The sequence below is a fragment of the Clostridium sp. genome, from assembly GCF_051654825.1.
GTDB lineage: Bacteria > Bacillota > Clostridia > Clostridiales > Clostridiaceae > Clostridium.
This window is the reverse complement of record NZ_JBOFYU010000291.1, coordinates 1-24,495: the sequence shown is the minus strand read 5'-3', so window position 1 is coordinate 24,495 and position 24,495 is coordinate 1. Positions and strand designations below refer to the sequence as shown.

Below are 24,495 nucleotides of genomic sequence, written 5' to 3'. Positions count from 1 at the left end.
ATGGGGTTTGGGGACGAGTCCCCAATCGGGGTATTGGGGTAGACACCCCCAAGGTCTTAAAGGGAGTGAATTTACTTAGGATCATAGCGTGCAACGTTCTTTGTTGCTGCTATGATCCTAAGTAAAGAGGTGGAACGCCTAAAAGACCCTCGTACAAGCTTTAAAAGATTCAAGCAAAGTCAAAAGTGCTTTTCTTTTGGCTTTGCTTGAATCTTTGCTTGGACAACTCTTGCTAAATAAAAATGAATTTAAATATATCATTTATACTATTATAGAGACTTTCTCATTTTATTTACCAATCACTATATGCTGATGGAATTTCAATTTCTTTATCGTCCTCTATTTCTTCTTGATCTTCATTATTTTCAAATCCTAGTTGTCCTACCATTGGCTTATCTTCTTCCTTTGATGGCTGCTCCACTACTGGCTTATCTTCTTCCTTTGATGGCTGCTCCACTACTGGCTTACTCTCTTCCTTTCGTGGCTGCTCCACTACTGGCTTACTCTCTTCCTTTCGTGGCTGCTCCACTACTGGCTTACTCTCTTCCTTTCGTGGCTGCTCTTTCTTCTCAACATCACATTCCAAAGGGGGTAGAATATTTCTTACCCCTGGAATATGTTCTTGTAAGTTCCTCATGCCATTAGCTGCTATTTCTTTTTCTATAAGATATAAAACAGTATCAGAAAAATTCTCTTGCATACTAGCAAAGTCTATAATACGCTTATCTACATCTTTCTTAAATCTTATAGTACATTGATTAGGGTGCTTCTTAGACATTACTTACATATCCTCCTATTTCTTTTTATTTTGGATATAACCCTTTTTCAACTGTTTGAAAATTGGTGAATTTGCAAACTCGTACATTCCTCTAGCTTCTACTTCTACTGAATGAGGGTCTGATATGTATAGGACTTTAATATCTGTCTTATCTGCGAACTGTCTAACTTTATCTTTTAAGTAAGGTTTCATTAAAATACTTCCCCCACCATATACACAAATATAATCAACTTCATTATTTGCCTTAGTGATCTCTTGTTTTGCACAATCTAATATGACAGTTGCTTGTTCTTCTAATGGATCTTGAATAAACTCTACTGCATCTACATGGTACTTGTGATTAGTATTTCTTAAAGCTGTTGAGAAATCTTGTCTTGAAAACTTACCTAAATTTTTCTCTTGAATAAACTCTTGCAAGATACTATTAATAGCATGTCCTACTCCATTATTTGTCCCTCTAATAAAGTGAGGATTAAAACCGATATCTTCTGTTAATGGGTACTCTGTTGTTCCTTCCCCTATAGCTACATGGAGTATTCTCTTATTCTTAAAATCAACATCCTCCATATTGATACCATAATCTTTACTAAATTCCTTTAATACTATTTCCTGATCCTTATTTGATTGTAGATAGAATATTGTTGGTACGCCTTCCGGTAATACTTTTACATATTCCATATTTAAGTTTACTTTTACTTGTTTAGTTCCAAGATAAACCGTTACTAAATGATTTCCTATAAATCTATTTGTAAATGTTTGTGCATTTTGTTTGCTATACTGTGTTACTGGTAAAGCCGTTGTCATATCTACCTTTACATCTATTGAAGCTACTTCTTGATCTTCTTCATATGCTTTTTTTACTGCATATCCGGCGATTTGCCCCAATGTATTTACTAAAGGAATATCACTTTCTATTTTAGAGTTATCTGCCCCTACCTCTATATTCTTAAGAAGTTGTCCGGTTTTAGTTGCATAAGTTCCAATATAGTATGTTGTTGGTGTTCCACTATTTAGCTGCTGTGATTCTATTGATACGATTAGGTTATCATGAATATTTTTTGCTATGTATTCAGGATTAAGTTCTTCTAGGTTTGCTAACCTTCTAACCTTTGCATGAACATTTGGCTGCTTTATAATCTCTCCATTAATTATAATATCATGTTCACTATTTCCATTATCATTTCCTACGATTAAATTCATTGCCATTTTCTATTCCCCCTGCTCCATTTTTTCAAAATCAAATATAATTACTGTAACCCAAAGCTTGTTATTTTCTTTATCATACTGGTTCTCAATCACACCATTTTTAATTTCAATACGATCTTTATTAACTAACTCTTTTGCTTTTTCTTTAGCTGTTCCTACAAATCTTGCTTTCCAATACATATTTGTATATGTATTATCTTGATTTTTTTTACTTGTTGTGATGTTAGCGCCTACATACTTTTCTTTGTCTACTACATCAAAAACACTTACATATTTAGCTGTTACATTTAACATTAGCCAAATCCCTCCTCATTCTCTTTTGTATGTTATCTTTCTTTATTCTCCATAAACTTAACTACATCTGATTCAAAGAAATAATTTCTTCCTGACTTCTTTTGTCCCTTAAGCTTTCCTTCCTTCACTAACTTAGCTATATACTGCAAGCTGCATCCTAACATTTCTGCTACCTCTGACGAAGTAAATACCTTCTCTGTATTGCTATATTTGATAGTAAAAAGTACTTTTCCTATTTCAGAATTTAAAAAACTATATGGAATCATAAGTTCATTTGAATATTGATTTTTAAATAAAATTTCAAGAATTTCTTCAATTTGACTTTGTATGTTATCAAATTGAATTTCATTATCTGAATCTAATAACTTATAAACTTGATAAAGTTCTTCTATTTTTTTTATTACATCATCCTTCCCTAGATTCTTTAGTTCTTTTTCAAAAGCTTCTACATTTACCGTGTCTATCTTCATACCTTACACCTCATATTTGTAGTTCTTAAAACTACAATGTATTTCATTGCACTACACTATAGTTTATTGTAATGTTTAAATATCTATTTTATACTTATTCTATAGATATTTAAACCACTTTACACTACATTGTAGTTTATTTTTTTCCATCTATATATTTTTATATGATAGATCATGTTTTCAAACTACTTTACACTACAATAAACTATATCGTAGTGTAAAGTAGTGCAAAGCTTGTTAATTTAATTATACAATATTAGTATAAGTATTTCAACACTTGTTTTAAATTTTTACTCATTTTTTTCAAAAAAATAAAGGTGTTTTTAGTCACACCTTTATTTTAACTTAAACCTATTATTAATATGTTAGAGTGATTCCTTAATGTACTTAATGTTATTCTTCAAACTTCACATAAGGTCTCTTAAAGTAACTTAAACCTGCCCTTTTAGCTGTTGTTTTAATTGATCCCGAACCACCTTCACAATGAACGAACATCATTTCACCCTTTGCATTATATCCTACGAAAATACCTACATGGTTTGGACTTGAATCACTTGATTGACTTGGTGGCTTCATAAAGCCTAAATCACCTATTTGAATTTCACTCTCTGATATAGGATAACTATTATCCCATTGGTGATATGTTCCGGCTCCAATAGTTCCGGCTCCTGCAAGTTTAAATACATAATCTGTAAATCCACTACAGTCGAGTGCAGTTGGAATAGTTGGGGGATCAGCTTTACCTCCCCATAAGTATGTAATTTCCCCTACTAGACTCTCAGCTATAGCAATAATTTTTTCTCTTGTAGCCCCTGTCTGTGGTAGCTTAGAAAGTATATCCTCTATTTCTTCGGGTGTAAGTTCCCCCTCTTCTCCAAACATATCCTGAACTAAACCACTATCAATAACCTCAATTATCCATTGTCTTTTATCATCCTCTAATTTATTAATTACTATTGGAAATTCTAAGCGTTGAATACTAGCTTCATATTTATAGTTTGTCCCGTCAATAGTTTCTTCATATCTATCTATCCCCTCAACTCCACTAAATATCTGTTTAAAGTTCTCTACCGGATAATCAAACCGTCTTATAATGCTCTTGATACTTGATCCTGATTCCTTTTCTGTACCTACACTTACCCATACATAATATGTCTCTGTTTCTGTGTACTCGTTCCCATCTTTATCCTTTTTAGTAACTTCTCTTTCTCTTTCTTCCTCTCTATACTTCCTAACCGTTACTTCATAAAACTCTAATGCTGAATTGAAAATATCATTTTCAGTAATCTTCTCAAACTCGTTTTGATATTTTGCCATATCATAAACCATAACCTCGACCCAATTCAAATTACCTTCTCGGCATATTTCTTTATACTCTTGGACCATTAAGGGCTTTGTGCTTGGAAATAGTACCGTTAAAATTAAAATTGGAATACAAATGAATCCTCCTAAAACGGAAAGAATCCCTATTAAAATAGCTTTCCAATTTTTAGCTGCTACTGATCCTAGCCTAACTGCTAACCATATATCCATTACATATACCTTGACTTTACACCGTGAATTTCTTCAAATTGTACTGGGTCGATTATTTCCAATTCATCTTTACTTGCCCTAGATTGAATTAAAATCCTTTGTGATCCTGCCATGAAAATCCCTTTACCTTTTCCACTTCCACCTTTACCCTTTGCCGTGCTGCCTTTTATAACCTTCATTTCCTTATCACTAAAGCCATAAAGTGCCTTGGCTAAAGCGTGGTCATTTTCTCCTAATCTAAAGAATATCTTGAAAAAGCTATTATCTATTACAGCTTGTCCATATCGCTCAATAGATGTAAAATCCGTTATATTCTGTGTAGCCGTAACAACTGATACGCCGAACTTTCTCGATTGTTTTAAAAGTTCTGTTGATATAAACTTTAAGGTTTGCTGATTCTTAGGGTCTGCAAAAATATGGGCTTCATCAATAACTACTTTTTTAGTAATTTTAGTAGGCATTTTATCTAAAGTCCCATGCGATTTACAGAATTGCCACGTATCTTTAAGCAAAAGCTCATACATTGGTTTTTGTACTGCTTCTGGTAATGCTGATACATCAAGTATTACATGAGGGTGATATTCCCAATTAGTTTGACCATTAAAAAGCTTAGAGTATGATCCACTTTCATAAGGTTTAAATGAAACTATCATATTTTCTCTGCTCTCATTCGCTTTTTGAGATTCTTTATTGCTTTCTACCTTTTCTCTCATAGTAGCTACTAGATCACTAATAGTTGGAAATACATTTGGTAATTGGCTACTTTCAAAAGTTAAACTAAATTTACTGTACGTTTCCCTAATATCCTCTTCAAGTAATGCTTCATCAAACGAAGTCATTTCAGGAATAATCCACTTAAAGAATGTTATTAAGTCCATGATTTTTACAGCTAAGAAGGACCCAACCTCTGTTCCTGAATCTTGTTCATCTGTAGTTAATGTAGTATTTCTAATATGGAATGGATTTGTAATAATCCCTGTCGTTGGGCTAAACTTATACTTTTTCGCCCAAGGGAATCTTGCTGATCCATCAACATCAAATTGAATAATATAATCTCTGTAAGGAACTTCCCTTATGATATGACAAGCAATCCAAAACGATTTCCCTGAACCTGAATCAGCTATAATACATAGATGTGGATTATTATAGACCCTATTATACATATCTATAATAGCTACGCCCCTAGAGACAATATTTTCCCCTATAAGTATGCCTTTATCCTCCATGAGTTCGGATGAATCGAAGGGTACAAGTGCTGCAATATCCTTACTTGTTAAATTCCATACAAAATTATTAGTGATTTTATTATCGGCTAATAAAGGTAATGTAGTAAAAAACGGTTCAAAATCTTTATACTTAAGTTCTGTAGCTTGGCAATATGAACTACTTATTTTAGCTAATAAATTACTTGAAAGTCTATTAAGCTGCTTCATATCTTTCGCCCCAACTGAAAGCGTAATATTTGTATCATAAAGACTTACATTATCTCCCCCTATTTCTTGAATCATCTGTCTAGCTGACTCAATTTGTGCTGAATATCTTTGTTTAATATGATCCTCTTTAGCTTCATATTGTTTTCTTCCTATTTCTTTAATAGCTTTAGATAAATCTTCATTAATTGTTGCTTTATTTTTAGGTGTTAGTGTGATAGAAATAAAAATTCTATCATTAAAGTTAAATACCTTTCTAAGCCATCTATATTTATCCACCTCCTGAGGATAGTTTGTTATTGCATAGTGTCTATAAATATAATTTTCAACTTCTAAGTGTCTCCCATCCTTATGTCTCTTAGCGTTCATAGGCATAAGGTGATTTAATTCCCATTCATCCTGTATAGGCTGCTCCTGAGCTGAGTCAGGGTTGAGTCTCTCATAAAGTAATACTTTAATGTCCTTTTCCTCTAATTTTATAGTATAAAGGTCCTGGGCTTCTAACTCTGATTTCATACTTAAGTAATAATCATCTAGTATTTGCTCTGCAACAACATAATCTTTTCCTTTAGTTTCTATTACTATGTAAAAGTTTAAGACATTTTTTATTTTCTTTTTCATTGATATTAGGTAGTTTTTTTGACTCTGCAATAGTTCAATCTTAGTTTCATCATTTAAATATTGCTGCACCTGATCCATATTATTAATATTCTTATCAATATCAATCTTTTCTGATTGAATAAGAATTTGTAATCGCCCTTCATAACTTGCTAACGCCCCCTGTATAGCATTTGCAACCTCTGAAATATCTATATTATCCATTAAATCACCATTAATTGGTGTTACTTTCATGATTAATTTGTATCTTCCATCTGTCCCTAAACAAACATCTCCTATTTGCTTAAGTGGAAGATTAAAAATCTGATCTTCGTTCTTTGCCTTGGATTTGATTCCTAGTACATCTAATATAAGCTGCTTCATGTTCTTTATTACCCCTTTCAAATGTTAGTTCACCTTCACGCTTATAACGTATCATATCTTTTATTAAGTCAATTCCTGTTTCTTTATTGTTAATTTCACTAAATGCTAATATGACTATTCCTATAATCATAACTGCTGCTAAAAATACAAATGGACTTTTTAAAACAGTATAAAGTGAAATAAAAATAGCAAATATAATTAAAGAAATTACTACTACTATAATAAAACTTTTAATTGGTAGCCTTCCTACCATCAATCTACCGTCTATATGTCTTACTAAACGCCTACGCTTATTTTCCATTTCTTCCTCCCTATTTTAATGCTACGGCAATTTGGGCTATCGATCCGACACTACCTGCTGTTGCTGATACAGCCCCCGTACTATATAAATACTGACGTAATACCTTAGGTCCCTTTATCATAACGATTAATACCCCTATTACAAGCAATGGTTTTACTATAGAATCACTAGCCGTCATGACTTTAATAAGCATATGCAAGAGTAATACATGAATCGTTTGGGTAAATGTAAGGGCAACTACTTCAATTACCCAAACTTTAATAGCTTCTTTTGTTCTTACAAAACTAATAGCTACAATAGGGGCAATTAGAATAGCAAGTATTAACTCTATATATCTGATTGCTCCAACTACACCTATTATTAAAAACCCAATAGCGATTGTCAGCATTAAAAGAGGTACTAATAGTCCAAAATATTGAATATTAAATAGATCAGTAAAACTATCTATAGTAAATATATCTACCCCAAAATCACTTCCTGACAATAGCCCTACTAAAGCATTATTAATCTTCATAAATACATTATCTACGGACCAAGGCAGCATAAAAATTAATGATCCTGAAAATATAATTTGTCCTGTAATCGTTCCAACTGATTTCTGTTCTCCACCATAAATATTTCCTGATACTTGTTTTAAAACCTCATTAGCTATTGCTACTACTAAAAGTCCACCTGCAATATACTTTGCATAGGTAAGATATAAACTATAATCAAAATACTTATTTAAGTCATTCATTTGTATAAGAAAAGTTGATAATAGTTCAAATGCCCATCCTAATGCGCTTTCTACAAGCTGATTTATAAAGCCGAAGAATACTTCATTAACCTTATCTACAATCCATGAACCCGTGCTGCCTATAACATCCAGTATATCCATGAGTTTTCCTCCTTTTAAATGTAAAAAAAAGCCCTTATTAGTTATAATAAGGGCTTTTTTATTTTACTAAGAAACTTTTTGCATTGCTTGGAATATTTGATCTGCAAACCAAATAAGGAAAAATCCCCCTCCCCCCATCATCAACGTATTTCTAATAAGTTTTACAGAATGAGCCTTTTCATCTGCTTCTCCACCTTGGTATTGCATAACATATTGAGCCACTTTAAAAAGCGTAATTGCTCCAACAATCATCATTATCCAGCCCTTTGCATCCGAAAATAATGATGTGATTACTTGTATGTATGGATTAGTCATATTTTACTACACCTCCTTTTTATACGACATTGCTTATAATTTTAAATATACACGACAAATTCGTTAAAGTCAACAGGAATTTGTCGTGTATATTTACTTGTTTTGTCGTAAATGTTAGTGTATCATAAAATATACATACAAAGGATAACTTAATATAACTAAGAATATATATAAACTGTAAGTAGTTAAGAAAGAGGGATAAAATTGGATTCACGCATGAGAAAAGTACGCCAACATTTCAAATTATCACAAAAGGACTTTGGGAAAAAAATATTTTTAAGTCAAGATCAAATCTCACTAATAGAAATGGGAAAAAGAACCCCAACAGATAGAACACTTTTCTTATTATATGAAGTATATGGTATAAATAAAGAATGGTTTGAAACTGGCAAAGGGAGAATGTTTAATACTGATGTAGAAAAAATAAAGGACTTAGCTGTAAGTCATGATGTAAAAGAAATAATTGATTTACTTGTGCAGCTAGATCAAGAAGATCAAGATAGAATATATAAAATAATAGAATCATTTTTACAAAAATAAGAGAGTTAGTTCCTAACTCTCTTATTTTTGTTTGCACACTAAGTTATAGCTAGAGTTAATTCTATGAGTGAGCCTCCTCCGTCGGATTGGGACATTATGATCGTGCGAAAGAAAAACACTTTCCCCCCATCATAATGTCCCTCAATGTTAGGATTTCATCATAATTTATTTTATCTTGCATATATATTAATTTGAGGTAATTTTAAAAGAGCCAAGTGTGAGGGAGTGAGGAAAGAGAACTCTAATATTAGATAGGGTAGTGAGCCGTTTTTTTTATGCTAGGCTAGATAAATTCGTCTGATGAGAAAAGTTTAAAGAGCCAAGCGTTTCGGTCGGTCGGATTATTTAGAGCATAGCATAAAAAATATATAGAATCAGGGGCGACCGGAGGGCGTTTATGTACCCTTGATTCTATATAAGGAGAACGGAGAGTAAGTTTAGGGGGTGAAGCCATTAGGCGAGGGGATACTCCCCTTATTCGATTTTGTTTTTTACAATAAGATTTAGAGGTGATAAACCATTGCTATTATTAACTTTGCTCTCTAAAAAATGTATCGAATAAAATTACTAATTATTAATATAATATATAATAAAACGTTGGCTAAATTTATTAGTACATATTTATCTAATAAAACCCTTATTTTTCAAGCCTTAGATACATATTATCTTTGATTAATCATACTTTTTATTTTTCTATCATTTAGCCTACTTTAAGATTTTTTCCAAATGTACAATTTTAGGCAAAAAAAATAAGTCTTTTGATTCTATTTCAAAAGACTTATAATAATTTAAGGCACGACAAATAGGGCTAGAAAGCCTGATTTGTCGTAAATATTCTGATTATTTTTCTTAAGCTAATAATTCTACTAAGTCAATGGGCGTATCTTTAATAAGCACATCTATTAATTTTCTAATTTGGATCTTTTTAGATTCTTCTACTTTAGCTTTTTCAATAGATTTTAAAATAGATTCTTCTACTAACATTTGCATATTAGCTTTAGCCTTATAATAAGTGTATTCTGTTGTTTTTACAGCTTTGCGATTAATATAAACCTTATACCCATTATAGTAATAATCTATTTCTGTTAATTTATCTTTCGTAACTTTTACAAAGTTATCCCATTTACCTTTCATAAAAGCCCCAACAATAGTTTTACATCTTACTTTTGCTAATGCTTCCTTTTCAGCTTCTTTAATAGATTCTAATTGCTTTGTATTAGCTACTGTATGGCAGCCACCTTTTGCAATGATTACTTCATTAGAAAACTCTTTAATGGCATGTGAATTAACTATTGTATTTTGGAAATTCATTTTCATTTTATTCCCAAAGTATCCAAAAAAGTTTTCTAAAACATTTTGATCCACGCCTAATACTTTTGCTGATTCTTCTATATTTTTTCGTGCTACATTATAATTTTCATTAACATAGCCACTAAGCTCTAACGCCTTATTCTTTGACATTACAGCCGTACTATTTTTTGATTGTGCTAAGTTATATTGTAATACCTTTGTTGCATCTGCAAATTTACATCTACGCTTACGTTTTCTTTTAATTTCACGCTCTTTTAAATAAACGCTGCATACTATGTACCCGTTCTTTACTTTCTTAAATGCTGCAAATCGCCCCATCTTTACCATATGGTTTAATTGCTGTTGTCCTCCTGCTTCTGCTCCTGCATAGACTTCTATACCAAGTATTCTGCATATCTCAACATATTTAAGGACCTGTCCCTTATACTTTTTTAATTTTTTAAAATCACTTAATTGTAAATCTAAGCTTCTCTTTATATATTTTTTTTGCATAAAAAAACTCCTCTTTGCGGGTGAAAAGGAAGTCTTTAACTATTGCAATATTATTTTATATGGTTTATAATGAAACCATAAATGAATATTACAAGTCACAAGACTTGGTGCTGTCCTTAGATTTCACGTCGACCAAAACATAGAATCTAAGGACTTTTTCACGTCCGTTCTTATTTATTAACTTAATTATAATACATTTTATTCGTAAAAGCCACATTAATCTATTTTCTTTAACTAATTTTGTCTGATTAAATCTACTTATTAGATTCCTTTTAGTTTAAACGACTTTTTCGTTTTAGTCAATATTTTAGTCGTATGTCAAACTATTTAATTATTTACAAAAAGTGGCCACTCGAAGTTTACACGTAGAGTAGCCACTTTTTATATTACCTAATATGCTGCTTTATATTGGTTAATGACCTGATTATGTCCTTAACTATATCTCGATTACATCCGTTGTATTTCCTCAACGCTATACTACAATGAAACATATTTTCTTTCTTGTTTAATCTTCTTATCTTCTCTGTCGTAGAATCATCTAAGTGTACGCCTATTTCTTTATAAAAAGCTTCTTTAATAACTCGCTTCTCTACACCTTCTAATATACTTTTCCCTTGTTTGAATAGATTTAGATCATCTTTATATTTTACAACATTGTCACTATTAGATTCTTGGACCTTACTTTGAGCATATCCTATTAATTTATCTATGTTCTCAATACTTGGATTCTCTTGAATCTTATATCTAATAAATCTTAAAATTTCTTTTTCTCTATTTAATAATTGAGTTAAATATTTCTCTTTCAGCTTCTCTTCTTGTCCTTTTCCAAGGGCTTCTCTTATCTTACCTTCTAAATATTTAGGTTCTGCATACTCTCCTATAGCTACCATTACTAAGGAATTTCTTACATACCCACTACCCTCTCTAAAAACTTCTTTTTCAAATTTAAATCCATGTGCTTCTGCATACTGACACGCAAAAGTCATAGTTGTTCTAGTATTACCCTCTCTAAAGGCATGTATCTTCCATATTGCTGCAATTCTTGGTGTAAACTCTTTTACGATTTGCTCCTGACTAAGCCTATCCCATTTTATACTATTCAAATCATCTATTGCTTTTTTCATATCCTTTTCGATTATCTTATGATGGCTGTATTCTACTGATAAACCATCTAGTACAACTTCATTTTTATATATATCTATAACTCTTGGCTGCCCTGCCCAATCATATAAATCTCCAAAAATATGTTTATGTATTTTCTTTAAATGTTCGAAATTAAATTTCCCTTCCGCACATTTTACTTTTTCATCTACATTAAGTAAATTATGTACAGTTAATTCCGTCTCAAGTTTTTCAAGTATCTCTCTATCTTTTATTTCAAATTTGTTCTTTAGTACATTAGTACCCTCGTAAACATATAGATCACTCATTTTATCCTCCGATCTATTTACTTATCTTTTCTTGTATTTCATTTTTTTCTAGTAAAGATGATATTCCTTCAAAAATTTTCTTCTGTTCCTCATAATTTTCTATGCAACATTCTAACACATTAAGTTCCTGCTCTATATTTTCTTTTTCTAGTTCTAGTTCTTTATGTCTTTCTAATGCTTTTTGATATTCTTCTTTAGTTTTACAAATTGCTACCCTCATTTTCATCCCCTATCTAATATGGATATAAGTTTTTACTAATGGCTTTACTGATTTTCACTCCTTAAGAAATTTCTACCTCTAATAATACAATTATTATCATGATTTTTTAATTCCTTCTTCCAACCATTCAGTTAATAATTTAAAGTTTACTCTGCATTTCCTCTATTTCTTCTTTATTATTTTTAATTTCATTTAGTATCCAATCTCTATCTGTAACTAATTGGTACACTAGTTGACAATCAGATAATGCTCTATGTCCCTGCTGCCACTTTTCCATTGAACATGCTGCTGCTAATGAAATAAATCTATCTGATTGCCATATTTCCATTTCATTTTTCATTACACATAACCAAGCAAACTCCCTATTGATTCCATACTTAGCTAAACTAATATAAACCATATAACTATCAAACTCTGAATTATATGCCAATATAACTTTCCCTTGTAAAATCGCATCAATTTTATCTATCTCATTTTCTATTGTAGGGGCTTCTGCTACCATTTCATTCGTAATCCCGTGTATTTGTATAGCATCATCTGGAACATTTCTTGTAGGCTTAATTAAGCTATTATAAAGCACATCCCCTTTCAGATCCATTATCGCAATCTCTATAACCTCATGATCTTGATACAATCCAGTTGTTTCTGTATCTAAAATAACAAATCCATTAATCTTCTCTTCTTCTGACCATGATAATCTTTCCTCTAGAGCTTCATTTGATCTAATTAACTCGTTTAATCTTGTTGTATACCATCCTCTACATTCTACACATACCTTAGTTTCTCTATCAACTGTCCTTGTATTATATGTACCACATACTCCACATGTATAATTTGCCCTCCGTGTAGCCTGGGCTTTTTCTTTTGCTTGTATTTGCTTCTCTGTTAATGGTTTTTTAGACTTTAATTGAGTTATATCATATAAATCAATCCATGTATTATTAATCTTTTGGTATACTCTAGCAACTGCATTAACTCCCTTTAATGATAATCTTTCCTTATTACAATAAGATTGACTTTTAAAATGCTGTGGCACGTCATTCCATCTTTTGTATTCTTCCATCTTAGAATTCCTCTCCCTCTATTAAGGATTGGTCTACATAAGGCGATTCAACAGTAGTAGACTCATATACTTAATCCTTTTCCTTAATATCCATATATATATTGTTATATTTGGACGCTCCTCGTCCTTTATAAACCTTGGATTGATTCGAAATGTCATATCCTATTTTTTCTAAATCATTTATTAATTTGTTTACCTCTTCTTTTTTTCACCTTCATAGGTAACTCTGATTTTCAGCATCATTCCGCCCATTCTTTCTAGAGATTTCTTTTAAATCTACTTAGTGTATTTTTCTATTATTTTAGCTTTATTTTCTTCTATTGTTGATCTTCCTTCTACATAATCCTCTAATAACTTCATACATTCTTCCGTAGGCTCTTTTGCATCTAACGAGTTAATTGCCAAAGCTTCTTTTACTTTCTTTTCTCTTAATTCTTTTGTATCTTTCATAACTGCTCTATCTCCTTTTATTAAATTTCACTCCACTTCCTATTTATTTTATTATACCATATTTATTTAAATAAAACAACCTATTATGTAATTTCTCTAGCTTTATTCAAACAAAAATAGCGTGATTTAGGGATTCCCCTATACCACGCCATTTCTATTTATTTAAGTCGGCTTAATGCTTCATTAAGCCTTAAAATAATTGTAGCATACTCAGCCCTCGTAAGATTTTCCTGTGGATTTAATTTGTCTACATTATCCCCGATTAAGATGCCTGTTCTTACACAATATGTTACTGCATCAATATACTTAACATCTTTCACATCATCAAAACTATTCATCGGTATTTCTACGTCTTGAATTAATTTTCCGGATGTAGCTTCAAATATAATTTGAGCTAATTCTTCTCTAGTGATTAAATCAGAATATTCATGTGCCATCATGATCTTTCTGATAGTTTCTTTCTCTAACTTAGATACGATTGAGTTTACACTATAATAAGCCCAATGGTCTTTATTGCTGTATAATTCTTCTACATAGCTTCTAGGATTCTTAACTTCTAAGATATCATAATTTAATAAAACTCTATCTAAAGCTGTTAAAGTATCTGCAAAAGTAAGTCCTGATTTCGGTGAGAATTTGTCTACTGAAGTTCCAATAAAGTATCCCATATTTTTAACTTCATCTACAGTTAGTTCAGCCCAATGCTTACCCATATCCATAAACTTATTATTAACAGGTTCCAAGCTGTCAAATAAAACATCCGATGAAACCTTTAAACCTAATATATCAATAATTAGACGTGTAACACCATTTTCCATATCCTGCTCATACACTTCTATAAAGTTTGCATTTATTTTAAGTATGTTGGCTAAATCATATTTTGAAGTTAATACCGTAAATGGTATAGCATTATATAACTTCTTTTGCGCTTCTATACGTTCATATGGAGTTAGCTTATCTAACTCTTTCTTAGCATCTTCAACTTCTTTGTCGATTGACGGCTTACTTGAACCACCACCTCCACTTGATCCACCATTTCCTGAATCACCGCCTGTCGGAGGCTTAGGGTCTACTGGTGGAATCTCCGGTGGACTTACTGGCGGAATCTCCGGCGGATTTGTTGATGGGTTATTTGGATCAAAAGAAACTGTTATAATCTTTGTTGTAATATTCCCTGCAAAATCCTCTACTACAATTTCAAAGTTACCGTTAGCATCTACACTAAATGTTCCATTTCCATCACTTATTTTATCTTGTGTATTTTCAATAACATCTCCATTCGGTAAATAAATATATCTGATTCCCGATAAATCGTCTCTTACAGCATACGAAACCATATTTCCCAAAACATTAGCTTCAATAATTGGTGCAACAAAATCTAATTTATCTACTACAGCACTATCTGTATGCTGCCCTGTAGGTGTAGTAATCGTATATGTTATAGTCCCATTCTTCGTTACATTCTTTGTATTAATTACAGTATCAGTCGACCCTATCGCTAAATTAAGTGCCGATCCTGTTGTTATATTATCACTATCAACACTAACTGTTTTTAATTCTCCCTTGCTCTTATCACCATTTACCTCAACACTCAATACACCTTCAATCTTATTTAAAGCACCCACCGATACGGCTACAGGCTTATTTGTCCACGTTGTAGGAATACCCTCAACTCCAACAAATGTACTTGTTCCATAGTTTATTGTTACATTAGAAACAAACAAATTACTTGCTGATACATTCCCTGCTTTATCAGTAGCCATAAATGTTCCTTGTTCTTGTGTCATATCAAATATATGCGGAACACTTGCTACAATGCTACCGGACGGCAGCACTAATGAATCTAGTCCTGAACCATTTTCAATTACATTTACTTGTGATGTTTCAGGCGTATTCATATCATATCTAAAAGTAATTAAAGGTGCTACTTTATCAATATTATCAACATTTACCACTACTGAGTCTCTTGATTTACTATCTTTACCAATTACACTAAATGTGTAGGTGCCATTTTCAGTTATATTATAATCAAATATATCTGTATATATCTTTCCACCACTCGGAACTATAACCTCTAAGAAATCTCCTGTAACAGATACAGATAATTTCACACTTCTATCCGGTAGTGTTGTATTAGGAATCGCCGTGATTGAAACAGGAGTATTTTTTTCAATTACATCTATATCATATGTAATGTATTTACCCCCATAATTCAATTCTACAACTCCCATACCAACTATAGATGTATCAAAACTACTCACATGATTTGACTGAATTTTAATCAGTTCTGTAGTACCATCTGTATAGGTTACAATCAACTCTCCTTGTGGTCTAAATGGCTCGTTGAGATTGTATTCTAATTTAATTCCGGACATATCCGCTATAGCAATAGATTGAACTTGTTTAGTGTCCTCTACATTAACTATAATCGAATCTGTATACCCCCCATCTACAGTAGTACCCGTTACCACTACTGTACCATTTTTAATAGCTACTAATTTATCTCCTGCGACAGAGATAATAGAATTATCCGTACTTGTCCAATTCACTTTTTTATTAGTAGCATCTTCTGGATTTATTACATAATCTATTCCCTCTCTATCACCAACTTTCAAAGTGATTTCATCTAAAACAATATCAAAATATGTAACCGATTTTTCAAAAGGTACTACTTTTAAATTTACCGTATGACTAATATTTGTCCCGTTAACCGTAATAGTCAGTTGAGTATCACCCACTTGTATCCCTGTAACATTCCCACTACTATCCACATTAGCTAAAGAGGAATCATGCACTTGCCAACTCACCGTTGGAACTGCTTTAGTAATTAATGTATAGTCAACAGGTATAGTTTCACCTGCCATTACTACCTTATCTCCCCCATTAATTGTGATCCCTGTAAGTTCTTTAATATCAATATTAATTTGACTCCCATAACTCGTAATGTTTCCTGCATTATCTTTCACCTGAATATCAACCAAAGTATCCTCTGTGAATGTCTTTTTATCGTCACCTTGCCAAGTCACCCCACCATCAAATGAATATTCCTTTATTCCTGACGTAATATCTACTGCATCAATAATAACAGTTGCCATTGTATCATTTGAAGGAAAACTTATCGGGTCTGTTGTAACACTATTAATAACTGGCATGTCTTTATCTATATTGTCAACTATAACTTCTTGTTGTGTGATCTTATCAGTAGCATCCTTTACAACCAAAGTGAAAGTTTCATTACCCATAAAAGTTTTGAAATTACTTGATTGCCATGTAACCCCATTATTAAACGAATATGGTTGCGCTGCTAACCCTTTATCATCAGTAGCTGTTACTGTTACTGTTACTGTTACTGTTTTATTAGTCCAATCTGTAGGACTCTTAACTATAGATGTAATAACTGGATTATCCACATCCGGACTCGGTATCACATCCCCCATATCCATTAGGTCACTAGCATCTTTTAACCTATCTACAAATGATGGAAACACCTTATCAATAATTTCTCTACTGTATATGTCATAACTATTCGTAGATTTTGCTAACACCCCAAAAACTTCATCTAGTGTGATACGATTATTTCCTGGCCCTGAATACGCAAATGCTTTTGAACTATCAAATGCAGCTATCGCATCTTTTATTTCATTACTATCATTTAAATCATAAGCACCAAATCTATTCTCACTATTTGCTATGTAATAACCCATAGTACCTAAATTAAAAGTACCTCTATTGTAAATAAGATTCACCTTCTCAGGTCCCTCATACAATTCATTTAATGTTAATCCACCTGATGAATAATCAAAATCTACTCTATATAAATTATATGTATATACTCCTGATGATGCATCCTTTGTGTAACTGTCTGTATAAAATACTGCATCCCCATTAGCTGATATAGATGAATTCATAGCATTGGCTGTAATATTAGCTGTATGAGTTATATAGCTATCACTTGCTGTAGGGGCTAACCTAAGTTCACTACTAACAACACCTGCATTAACATCAAAAACTACAATATTGGCACCAATAATACCTGTAATATATTTATCATTTGTCATAGATGGTATGACTGCGCACTTAGGTTTTGCCGCTCCACTAATTGTATACTTAATGTCACTTACTCCAAATTCACTACCATTACTATCTTTAAATCTAAGTGCATGTTCATACTTAGTACCTAATTTAGTACTAACCACCTCGACACCATAGCCAGTATCATCATCCTCACATGTACTTTGACGGTCATCATAAATTTTTTTACCGTATTTATCCTGAAACCCTTTCATTATTGCCAATTTCTCCATAACACTCATTGAAGTATCCGCTTCAATCTCCACTTTAAAATCTTCAAACTCCTTAAATTTCATACCTCCTTTCCCTGTCTTTATTCCATCTATTCTCCCCTTAAATTCCTTGTATGTTTCACTAGCTTCAAAATATGTTCCCTCATTTAATGTTTCAAATACGGGTTCTAAAGCTAAGCCTACATTTGTATAAGTTACTATTGTGTCTAGTTCATTAACGCTTATTGATGCATAAATTGGAATATTAGTAGCCACTATACTAGCTGCCAATACCATCACTAATCTTTTCTTTAATTTCATATTAATTACCCCTTTCTTAACGACAAAGTACTTAATTTAAAATATACACGACAAATTCGTATTAGTCAATCTTCTTTCCTACTTCTACATTTTCCACTCTTGGATTTTATTGAATAACAGAGCTAATTTTATTTTTATAAAATTTATTTTTTAAATATCTCATGATACCCCCCAATTGTATACTTAATTCAAACAGATTATCAACATAAAAAAATAAAGAAGCTAGGAGTTAACTCCTAGCTTCTTTATTTTTAGCTTTCAGTTTTGATTTGATTTTTCTTACTTTTGCTAGTAGTACCTTTGCTACCTTTAGGAGTAGCTATTGTACTAACTTTGTTTTCTTCTAACTTCTCTAATAAATCCTTGTACTTACCTTGGTACTGCTCTATTTCTATATTATGTCTTTCTTGAATATCTTGTATTTTCTTTTGATATTCTTGTTGTAACTCTAGTATTTTCAAGTTAGCTTCGACTTCGGCTTCTCGCCTTACTGTCTCTAGTTCTTTCCTATTCCTTTCCTCTACCTGCTCAATGGATTCTTTATGCGCTTTCTCTTGCTCCTGTAACTTTGCTTCTATATTTTGAATACTCTCATTATAATTATTAGCTTTATCCTGTAGCTGCATCTTATACCTATCTTCTTGGTTTACTAGCTGCTCTTTGTACCTAGATATTTCATTTTCATATTTACTAACTTGATCTTCTGCACTATATAACTTATCCTTAAGTTCGTTATTTTCAACCCTAACTTTTTTAGCATCTTCTCCATCTTCTTTGTATTCTGCCAATAACCCTGCTAGAGTATCATTTTTATCTTTGTATTCTGTTACTAATGCATTTAGTGTCTGATTGGATTCTGTTAAATGTTTTATTTCTTCCTTATATTCTTCATTTAGTTTATCAATATCATTTAATTTATTAGCTGCATCTACTTTTTCTTGTTCTAACTTGCTTATATTCACCTGTAGTCTTTCTATTAGTTGACTCTTTAACTCTACTTGCTTTTCTGCTTGAACATCTTTATCTCGTAGCATAGTATTAACTCTAGCATTTGCATTAATAAATATGCCATTTATACGTCTTGTCAAGCTTTCCAATTCCTCAACCTCTGATGTTAGTACACTCTCTCCTTGCTTAATTTTATTAAGTTCATAAGTTGATACAAGCTGCTCTAAAAAATCCTTACTACTTTCAAAATCACTTTTGATAATATCTTGTACTTTCTCTTTAAGTTCTGCATCTAATTTTAATCCCCATGTTTCTTGCGCCATTTTTCATCCTCCTTTAGTTAACTATAAAATCTCTATTTATTAATAGGTTAATTAGTAAACTTAGTACACCCCATTTTATAATATCTTATATTACTTTATCATTCTTTTTAATTTTTCTATTAGTTAACTATAGATTTCTTATTTTTCAATAAGTTTACTAATTAATTTAGTTAACCCAAATTCTTTCCCCTCTTTCTACACCCACTTTTATATTTATTATTAACTTGAACTAACACGCTGTATATTGCAAGAACTTTTTTGACAGTAGTCACCTATTAAGATACCATAAGCACACGCCTAGAATCATCTAGTTAAACCCTTCAACTAATTCCATTAAGTTTTTTCACAACAAATCACATAAAGTCTAGTATTTACAGGGCTTGTAAAGGTGGAGATTTTAAAATTTTTAGTGCCTTTCTGAAAAATTTAAAATACTACCTTATAATGCCATCTCTAGCTACTCACACTTTTATCTTACTCCCTACCATATGGTAGGGGGTACGGTCACACCGAGTGTCGCCGAAGGCAAGTCAGGGTTTGGGGGCAAGTCCCCAATCGGGGTATTGGGGCAGACAGTCCCAAGGTGTCTAAAAAATGGCTCCCTTTAATTTGGTCACTTTCTGCAGCATTCTTTTCATTGCAGAAAGTGACCAAATTAAAGGGAGCTGGTAAAGATAACACACTAAACTGGACCAAAACATCTATTTTTATTTTATCATTTTTAAGTCCTATATAGTTTTGAAATGAATATCTAGTATAAAACTTTCAACTTCATTCCTGTAAACTTTTTTTGTTGAAATATAAAGTGTTGAAAAAAAAACAGAAAAATGATAATATTATTTAGAATATTTAAAATAATATTAATAAATTTTAAGAGGTGAATCAATTGAATGATTTATTGGAAAATTTAGAACATTTTATAGATAGCAATTTAGATAAAAATAATGAACATTATATAAGTACTCTAAAAAAAATGGGGATAGATTTATTATTAAAAGAAAAAATTAAAGAAATAAATACTGAAGAATATTTATCAATAAATTTAAAGATATTTAATCAAATATATTTCAACACATTATTAGAAAATGAACTAGTTTTATTGCTTAATAAAGCTAGAGAAAAGGATATAAATATTATACCTTTAAAAGGAATAATATTAGCAAAACAGTTATATAAAAATCCAGGAATAAGAAGAAGTGGAGATATTGATATATTAATAAACTTCGAAGATTTAGATGAATTTATGTTTTTATGTAAAAAGCTAGGCTATAAAATTAATAATGAAAGAGAAATAGATCACCAATTAATTGAAAATGCTAAAAAAGAATATTTTTTTGATCATCATTTAATTCCTATATACATAGAAAAAATTATAAATACTCAAGTTATCCAGATATTTTTAGAAGTCCATGTATCTCCTATAGTACAATGGATGTTTGAAATAGATTATAATGAAAGAAATATAACTAAAAAGTTAATTGAAAGATGTACTATTTATGATATTAATAATCAACAAATAAAAATTCTTAATATATATGATAATATTATATTCTTAGCTATGCACTGTTATAAGCATTATATTATTGATATTATTTATGGTTTTAAAAAAGGAATAATTAACAGCACTGTTAATTTAAGTTTGTTACACGATATAGCAATACTTATTAAAAAAAATACAACTAGTATTAATTGGAACTACATTATTCAATATGTAGAAGACTGGAAGTGCGAATTAGAATTAGCATTTATTTTTAAAATTATAAATCATATATACAAATCAATAATCCCAAAAGAAATTATTTATTTATTAATAAATAAAACAAATGAAAAAAAAATAGGTTTTTCACATAATTTTTGCAAAATGTTTATAGAATATCCTATAAATGATCTAATTTTTAATAATGCTGAAGATTTAACAGCTAAAGTTATTAATAAAAGTAATAGCATTTGTGAAAATGTTTATAGTTTATTTGAAGATAAAAAACAATATATTAAATTAACAGAAAAAACCTACTTTAGACTTAATCAACAAGTGAGGTATACTAAATGTATAAATAATACAAGAATTCAAGGAAATACAAGTTGGAATAAAGAGTATTTAAGATTTGTATTTAATATAGAAAAAAAGATAACTCAAGTACAAGATATAATTAATGCAAAGGATAAAATTTGCCTCTATTTTGTATCTGATCATAAGCATACTGAACAAGCTTGTTTTAAACATTTTTGTTTTAATTTAGAGATAATAGAAAAAAATGATTTAATTTATTTAAAAATAAAAATATTTATAAATAATCAATTAGTAGTTTTTGATGAAGACCAAATAAACTATACCATAATAGTAGAAAAAGAAAAATATCAAATTAAATTAAATTTGTCTTGGAATTTAATCGAATTAAAACCTAATAATTCAAAAGAGTTTAGATTTGCTGTAACATTCGAGGATGTAAATAGTATTTTTACATGGAGTAATATTTATTATCCATATTTTGATATAACCACATATGGTAAAATACAACTTTTAGAATAAATAGTTTTATGAGATATGAATAATTATTTCATTTAATCAGTATAGAAAGTTCCCTTTTCAGAAACTTTAGTTTCAGCATAAAGAAGTCACCGATTTATTTAGATAAACATATCTAGCTTCCTGAGAATCACAGTTACTTTTTCATACCCACATCTTGAGGAATTTTTAATATTTTAAAGACTTTTATTATAGGATAAGAGCTATTTGTTGAGTCACCTCCTTTGAATCTCTTGGAACTTTCCTAGTATCGCTAATCTGTATACGGTAAACCATAGGTACATTATCTAGACACTCTACTTATGAGCTAATTATCTTACTAAGTTAGTACTTGAAAGACTTTTAAAAAGTTTAATTTTGAACTTTTCATAATTTTTCAAGTTATTTCAAAAACTATGAATGAGGTACTTTATGAGTATAAAAAGTCCACTCAAGAGCATAGAGTATTTCACTGGCTTCCTATTATTAAAGAGTCCCTTAATAGTGGCATGCATGTTAAAACATGGTGCCAGAAAAATGATATAGATCCACAAAGGTTTTATTATTAGCAGCGAAAAATATGAGTCGCTGCATTAAATACTGTTCCGGTTGATAAAACAGTTATTTCACAATCACCTAATTTTATTCCAACAATGATACTTAAAGTAGATGATATTTCGCTTGAGTTATCAGAAGATATGAAGCCTAAGTTATTAGCCTCTATTTTGAAGATGCTTGCAGATGCTTAATGATGCAACAGATTTTGATAGAATTTATATTGCCCATGGCTACATGGATTATCCAAGTAATATTATTATTTGAGAAGAATGCTATAGTTGTTGAATATTGCAGCATTCTTCTTACTAAAATCTTAAATAATATTCTTACTTTCTCAATAAGAATTCAGGTACATTATTCTTTGTTACTAAAGTAATATCTAATTCATTTCCAAACCAGGTTTGGTTCCATTCTCTAAGTTTTTTATCTACGGTTTCTTGAGACATCTATGCATATATTTGAGTAGTTTGCAAAGATACATATCCAAGTATATTTCTTAAGTAGATATGCACGTCACCGTGCATACCCCTCTACAGAACCGTACGTGCCCTATTAAGGCATACGGCTCTTCATAATACATTTCATCTATAGAATAAGCTTACGCTTATTTTCGGTTCTAATAATGGATAAGTCTTTAATAGCCCATTAAAGAAAGTTTCTTGTGTATAACTCCTCTTCTGACTTCTTCTATTAAGCCATTTGAACAGACCCCATGTTATCACTTTTAGAAACTTCTTTACACTTCTTGTATTATCTGTCACTCCACAATATTCAGTAAACTTACAGATCGTATAAAAGCAATTATCTAGGAAGGGGATGGATTCATCCTTTTATATAAAATATCAGAGAGTTGTGGCTATCAATGGCCACTCAATGAATCTGAAATCAAAAACATCTCCACGGAGCAATTCAGATGGTTAATGGAAGGATTAGCTATAGCTCAGCCAAAAGCTGTTAAGAAAATCTATCCTAAACAATCATCAAGTCTACCATTACAGTTCCGCAAGAGTAACGTTTTCTAAATACAAAATCATCTATACAAATATTTTTAATGGTTGATTTATCCACTAGAGATAGCATTTTTTTAAGTAAATCACAAATGCTGCTTTCTGAAGTCTTAATAGTACTCTTTTTTAATAATGCTGTAGCACTGATAGAACTTAATCTTTTGGAAGTATCAAGAATATATTCTATTAATCGTGTTGTTTTTGTCCCTTTAACGGATATGAAGTCATATTTTTCAGCAAATGTTGTATAAGAGCACTCAGGATTTTTACAAAACATTCTTCTTGTATTTAGTAAAAGGATTACTCTCATCCCTTGTAGGGGGAGATCTTGTACTTCACACTGATAAACAGAATGAACTTGATGTGAAATAGCTCCACAATAGGGACATGTTAAATTTTTCTTATTAGAACGTGTATTTATAAGACATTTTTGTTTTTCGGCTTTTATCTTATGCTCTATGCATTCCAAATTTGGATTTAGTAATTTTATAAAATCATCCATACTAAAAGTTATCCCTCCTGAGCTGAGTAGATACTTTCAGTGTACCCCGTTGCTTTAAATTCAATTAAATTTGGAAAGAACCTGTTAATCGCTTACTTTCAAACTTGAGAAAGAACTTAGTAAGCTTTCACCAGAGGAATATCTTAATTAATAAACGTCAACTGACGATGCAATCTTTAGTAGATGCCTTCTTTGTATGGATTAAATCTAAAAAAGCTTACGGACATTACTTATCTTCTAATAGGGGATACTCCTCTATATTTATCAGTTATTATGGATGGTTTTAATGGGCAGATTATAAGTAGCAAAATAAGTCAAAAACAAGATATATGTCTAGTTAAAAATACACTCCAAGA

The 24,495-nt window shown here is 31.0% G+C and carries 19 protein-coding genes and 2 pseudogenes; 3 read left to right on the top strand and 18 right to left on the bottom strand.

Going from position 1 to position 24,495, the window contains the following annotated elements; translation table 11 throughout:
* Positions 1-292: 292 nt before the first annotated feature.
* The 9 genes from ACRDBA_RS17615 to ACRDBA_RS17575 all read right to left on the bottom strand — a co-directional run bounded on the left by ACRDBA_RS17615 (position 293) and on the right by ACRDBA_RS17575 (position 8,185).
* Positions 293-778, bottom strand: a complete 486-nt coding sequence (locus tag ACRDBA_RS17615; RefSeq protein ID WP_438574238.1) for a hypothetical protein — start codon at positions 776-778, stop codon at positions 293-295.
* A gap of 15 nt (positions 779-793) precedes the next feature.
* A complete protein-coding gene (locus tag ACRDBA_RS17610) occupies positions 794-1,984 on the bottom strand; it encodes a ParM/StbA family protein (protein WP_438574237.1) in 1,191 nt (396 codons plus the stop codon).
* Positions 1,985-1,987: 3 nt separating this feature from the next.
* Positions 1,988-2,278 (bottom strand): hypothetical protein, encoded by a 291-nt coding sequence (locus tag ACRDBA_RS17605; RefSeq protein WP_438574236.1) that lies wholly within the window; start codon positions 2,276-2,278, stop codon positions 1,988-1,990.
* 32 nt (positions 2,279-2,310) lie between these two features.
* Positions 2,311-2,748, bottom strand: a complete 438-nt coding sequence (locus ACRDBA_RS17600; RefSeq protein WP_438574235.1) for a helix-turn-helix domain-containing protein — start codon at positions 2,746-2,748, stop codon at positions 2,311-2,313.
* A 393-nt stretch (positions 2,749-3,141) separates the two neighbouring features.
* A complete protein-coding gene (locus ACRDBA_RS17595) occupies positions 3,142-4,281 on the bottom strand; it encodes a C40 family peptidase (RefSeq protein ID WP_438574234.1) in 1,140 nt (379 codons plus the stop codon).
* Positions 4,281-6,692 (bottom strand): VirB4 family type IV secretion system protein, encoded by a 2,412-nt coding sequence (locus tag ACRDBA_RS17590; protein ID WP_438574233.1) that lies wholly within the window; start codon positions 6,690-6,692, stop codon positions 4,281-4,283. The genes ACRDBA_RS17595 and ACRDBA_RS17590 overlap by 1 nt, the downstream gene beginning before the upstream one ends.
* The gene (locus ACRDBA_RS17585; protein ID WP_438574232.1) at positions 6,625-6,993 is read right to left on the bottom strand and encodes a hypothetical protein; all 369 of its coding nucleotides are present in this window, start codon (positions 6,991-6,993) and stop codon (positions 6,625-6,627) included. The genes ACRDBA_RS17590 and ACRDBA_RS17585 overlap by 68 nt, the downstream gene beginning before the upstream one ends.
* A gap of 10 nt (positions 6,994-7,003) precedes the next feature.
* A complete protein-coding gene (locus ACRDBA_RS17580) occupies positions 7,004-7,870 on the bottom strand; it encodes a conjugal transfer protein TrbL family protein (RefSeq protein ID WP_438574231.1) in 867 nt (288 codons plus the stop codon).
* A gap of 66 nt (positions 7,871-7,936) precedes the next feature.
* Positions 7,937-8,185: a hypothetical protein gene (locus ACRDBA_RS17575; RefSeq protein ID WP_438574230.1), complete on the bottom strand. Its 249-nt coding sequence runs from the start codon at positions 8,183-8,185 to the stop codon at positions 7,937-7,939.
* Positions 8,186-8,401: 216 nt separating this feature from the next.
* Between ACRDBA_RS17575 and ACRDBA_RS17570 the strand changes: the two genes are divergently transcribed.
* The gene (locus ACRDBA_RS17570; protein WP_438574229.1) at positions 8,402-8,725 is read left to right on the top strand and encodes a helix-turn-helix domain-containing protein; all 324 of its coding nucleotides are present in this window, start codon (positions 8,402-8,404) and stop codon (positions 8,723-8,725) included.
* Positions 8,726-9,574: 849 nt separating this feature from the next.
* Here ACRDBA_RS17570 and ACRDBA_RS17565 read toward each other — a convergent pair.
* The 8 genes and pseudogenes from ACRDBA_RS17565 to ACRDBA_RS17530 all read right to left on the bottom strand — a co-directional run bounded on the left by ACRDBA_RS17565 (position 9,575) and on the right by ACRDBA_RS17530 (position 19,566).
* Complete coding sequence (locus ACRDBA_RS17565; RefSeq protein ID WP_438574228.1) at positions 9,575-10,528, bottom strand: hypothetical protein; 954 nt, start codon at positions 10,526-10,528, stop codon at positions 9,575-9,577.
* 386 nt (positions 10,529-10,914) lie between these two features.
* Positions 10,915-11,958, bottom strand: coding sequence for a Fic/DOC family protein (locus ACRDBA_RS17560; RefSeq protein ID WP_438574227.1), 1,044 nt, complete (start codon positions 11,956-11,958; stop codon positions 10,915-10,917).
* Positions 11,959-11,971: 13 nt separating this feature from the next.
* Positions 11,972-12,178 (bottom strand): hypothetical protein, encoded by a 207-nt coding sequence (locus ACRDBA_RS17555; protein WP_438574226.1) that lies wholly within the window; start codon positions 12,176-12,178, stop codon positions 11,972-11,974.
* A 139-nt stretch (positions 12,179-12,317) separates the two neighbouring features.
* Positions 12,318-13,241, bottom strand: coding sequence for a 3'-5' exonuclease (locus tag ACRDBA_RS17550; protein ID WP_438574225.1), 924 nt, complete (start codon positions 13,239-13,241; stop codon positions 12,318-12,320).
* 70 nt (positions 13,242-13,311) lie between these two features.
* Positions 13,312-13,437 (bottom strand): annotated as a pseudogene (locus ACRDBA_RS17545) (hypothetical protein); the annotation flags it as partial.
* 80 nt (positions 13,438-13,517) lie between these two features.
* Entirely contained in the window at positions 13,518-13,691 is a 174-nt protein-coding gene (locus ACRDBA_RS17540) for a hypothetical protein (protein ID WP_438574224.1), read from the bottom strand.
* Positions 13,692-13,849: 158 nt separating this feature from the next.
* The gene (locus ACRDBA_RS17535; protein WP_438574223.1) at positions 13,850-18,295 is read right to left on the bottom strand and encodes an S-layer homology domain-containing protein; all 4,446 of its coding nucleotides are present in this window, start codon (positions 18,293-18,295) and stop codon (positions 13,850-13,852) included.
* A gap of 251 nt (positions 18,296-18,546) precedes the next feature.
* Positions 18,547-19,566: a hypothetical protein gene (locus tag ACRDBA_RS17530; RefSeq protein WP_438574222.1), complete on the bottom strand. Its 1,020-nt coding sequence runs from the start codon at positions 19,564-19,566 to the stop codon at positions 18,547-18,549.
* An 886-nt stretch (positions 19,567-20,452) separates the two neighbouring features.
* On the opposite strand from ACRDBA_RS17530, the gene ACRDBA_RS17525 reads away from it, so the two are divergent.
* On the top strand, positions 20,453-22,096 hold the full coding sequence (locus ACRDBA_RS17525) for a nucleotidyltransferase family protein (protein WP_438574221.1): 1,644 nt from the start codon (positions 20,453-20,455) through the stop codon (positions 22,094-22,096).
* 1,355 nt (positions 22,097-23,451) lie between these two features.
* Positions 23,452-23,652, top strand: a pseudogene (gene tnpB / locus ACRDBA_RS17520) (IS66 family insertion sequence element accessory protein TnpB); the annotation flags it as partial.
* On the opposite strand, the gene ACRDBA_RS17515 reads toward tnpB, so the two are convergent.
* A complete protein-coding gene (locus ACRDBA_RS17515; protein ID WP_438574220.1) occupies positions 23,600-24,139 on the bottom strand; it encodes a transposase family protein in 540 nt (179 codons plus the stop codon). The pseudogene tnpB and the gene ACRDBA_RS17515 overlap by 53 nt on opposite strands.
* Positions 24,140-24,495: the final 356 nt, after the last annotated feature.

What these genes read in the sequence shown, in the direction of transcription:
- ACRDBA_RS17530 (WP_438574222.1), bottom strand. Translation starts at nt 19,566, where the DNA reads ATGGCGCAAGAAACATGGGGATTAAAATTAGATGCAGAACTTAAAGAG.
- ACRDBA_RS17515 (WP_438574220.1), bottom strand. Translation starts at nt 24,139, where the DNA reads ATGGATGATTTTATAAAATTACTAAATCCAAATTTGGAATGCATAGAG.
- ACRDBA_RS17550 (WP_438574225.1), bottom strand. Translation starts at nt 13,241, where the DNA reads ATGGAAGAATACAAAAGATGGAATGACGTGCCACAGCATTTTAAAAGT.
- ACRDBA_RS17590 (WP_438574233.1), bottom strand. Translation starts at nt 6,692, where the DNA reads ATGAAGCAGCTTATATTAGATGTACTAGGAATCAAATCCAAGGCAAAG.
- ACRDBA_RS17605 (WP_438574236.1), bottom strand. Translation starts at nt 2,278, where the DNA reads ATGTTAAATGTAACAGCTAAATATGTAAGTGTTTTTGATGTAGTAGAC.
- ACRDBA_RS17600 (WP_438574235.1), bottom strand. Translation starts at nt 2,748, where the DNA reads ATGAAGATAGACACGGTAAATGTAGAAGCTTTTGAAAAAGAACTAAAG.
- ACRDBA_RS17565 (WP_438574228.1), bottom strand. Translation starts at nt 10,528, where the DNA reads ATGCAAAAAAAATATATAAAGAGAAGCTTAGATTTACAATTAAGTGAT.
- ACRDBA_RS17585 (WP_438574232.1), bottom strand. Translation starts at nt 6,993, where the DNA reads ATGGAAAATAAGCGTAGGCGTTTAGTAAGACATATAGACGGTAGATTG.
- ACRDBA_RS17555 (WP_438574226.1), bottom strand. Translation starts at nt 12,178, where the DNA reads ATGAGGGTAGCAATTTGTAAAACTAAAGAAGAATATCAAAAAGCATTA.
- ACRDBA_RS17560 (WP_438574227.1), bottom strand. Translation starts at nt 11,958, where the DNA reads ATGAGTGATCTATATGTTTACGAGGGTACTAATGTACTAAAGAACAAA.
- ACRDBA_RS17580 (WP_438574231.1), bottom strand. Translation starts at nt 7,870, where the DNA reads ATGGATATACTGGATGTTATAGGCAGCACGGGTTCATGGATTGTAGAT.
- ACRDBA_RS17610 (WP_438574237.1), bottom strand. Translation starts at nt 1,984, where the DNA reads ATGGCAATGAATTTAATCGTAGGAAATGATAATGGAAATAGTGAACAT.
- ACRDBA_RS17570 (WP_438574229.1), top strand. Translation starts at nt 8,402, where the DNA reads ATGAGAAAAGTACGCCAACATTTCAAATTATCACAAAAGGACTTTGGG.
- ACRDBA_RS17615 (WP_438574238.1), bottom strand. Translation starts at nt 778, where the DNA reads ATGTCTAAGAAGCACCCTAATCAATGTACTATAAGATTTAAGAAAGAT.
- ACRDBA_RS17575 (WP_438574230.1), bottom strand. Translation starts at nt 8,185, where the DNA reads ATGACTAATCCATACATACAAGTAATCACATCATTATTTTCGGATGCA.
- ACRDBA_RS17595 (WP_438574234.1), bottom strand. Translation starts at nt 4,281, where the DNA reads ATGGATATATGGTTAGCAGTTAGGCTAGGATCAGTAGCAGCTAAAAAT.
- ACRDBA_RS17535 (WP_438574223.1), bottom strand. Translation starts at nt 18,295, where the DNA reads ATGAAATTAAAGAAAAGATTAGTGATGGTATTGGCAGCTAGTATAGTG.
- ACRDBA_RS17540 (WP_438574224.1), bottom strand. Translation starts at nt 13,691, where the DNA reads ATGAAAGATACAAAAGAATTAAGAGAAAAGAAAGTAAAAGAAGCTTTG.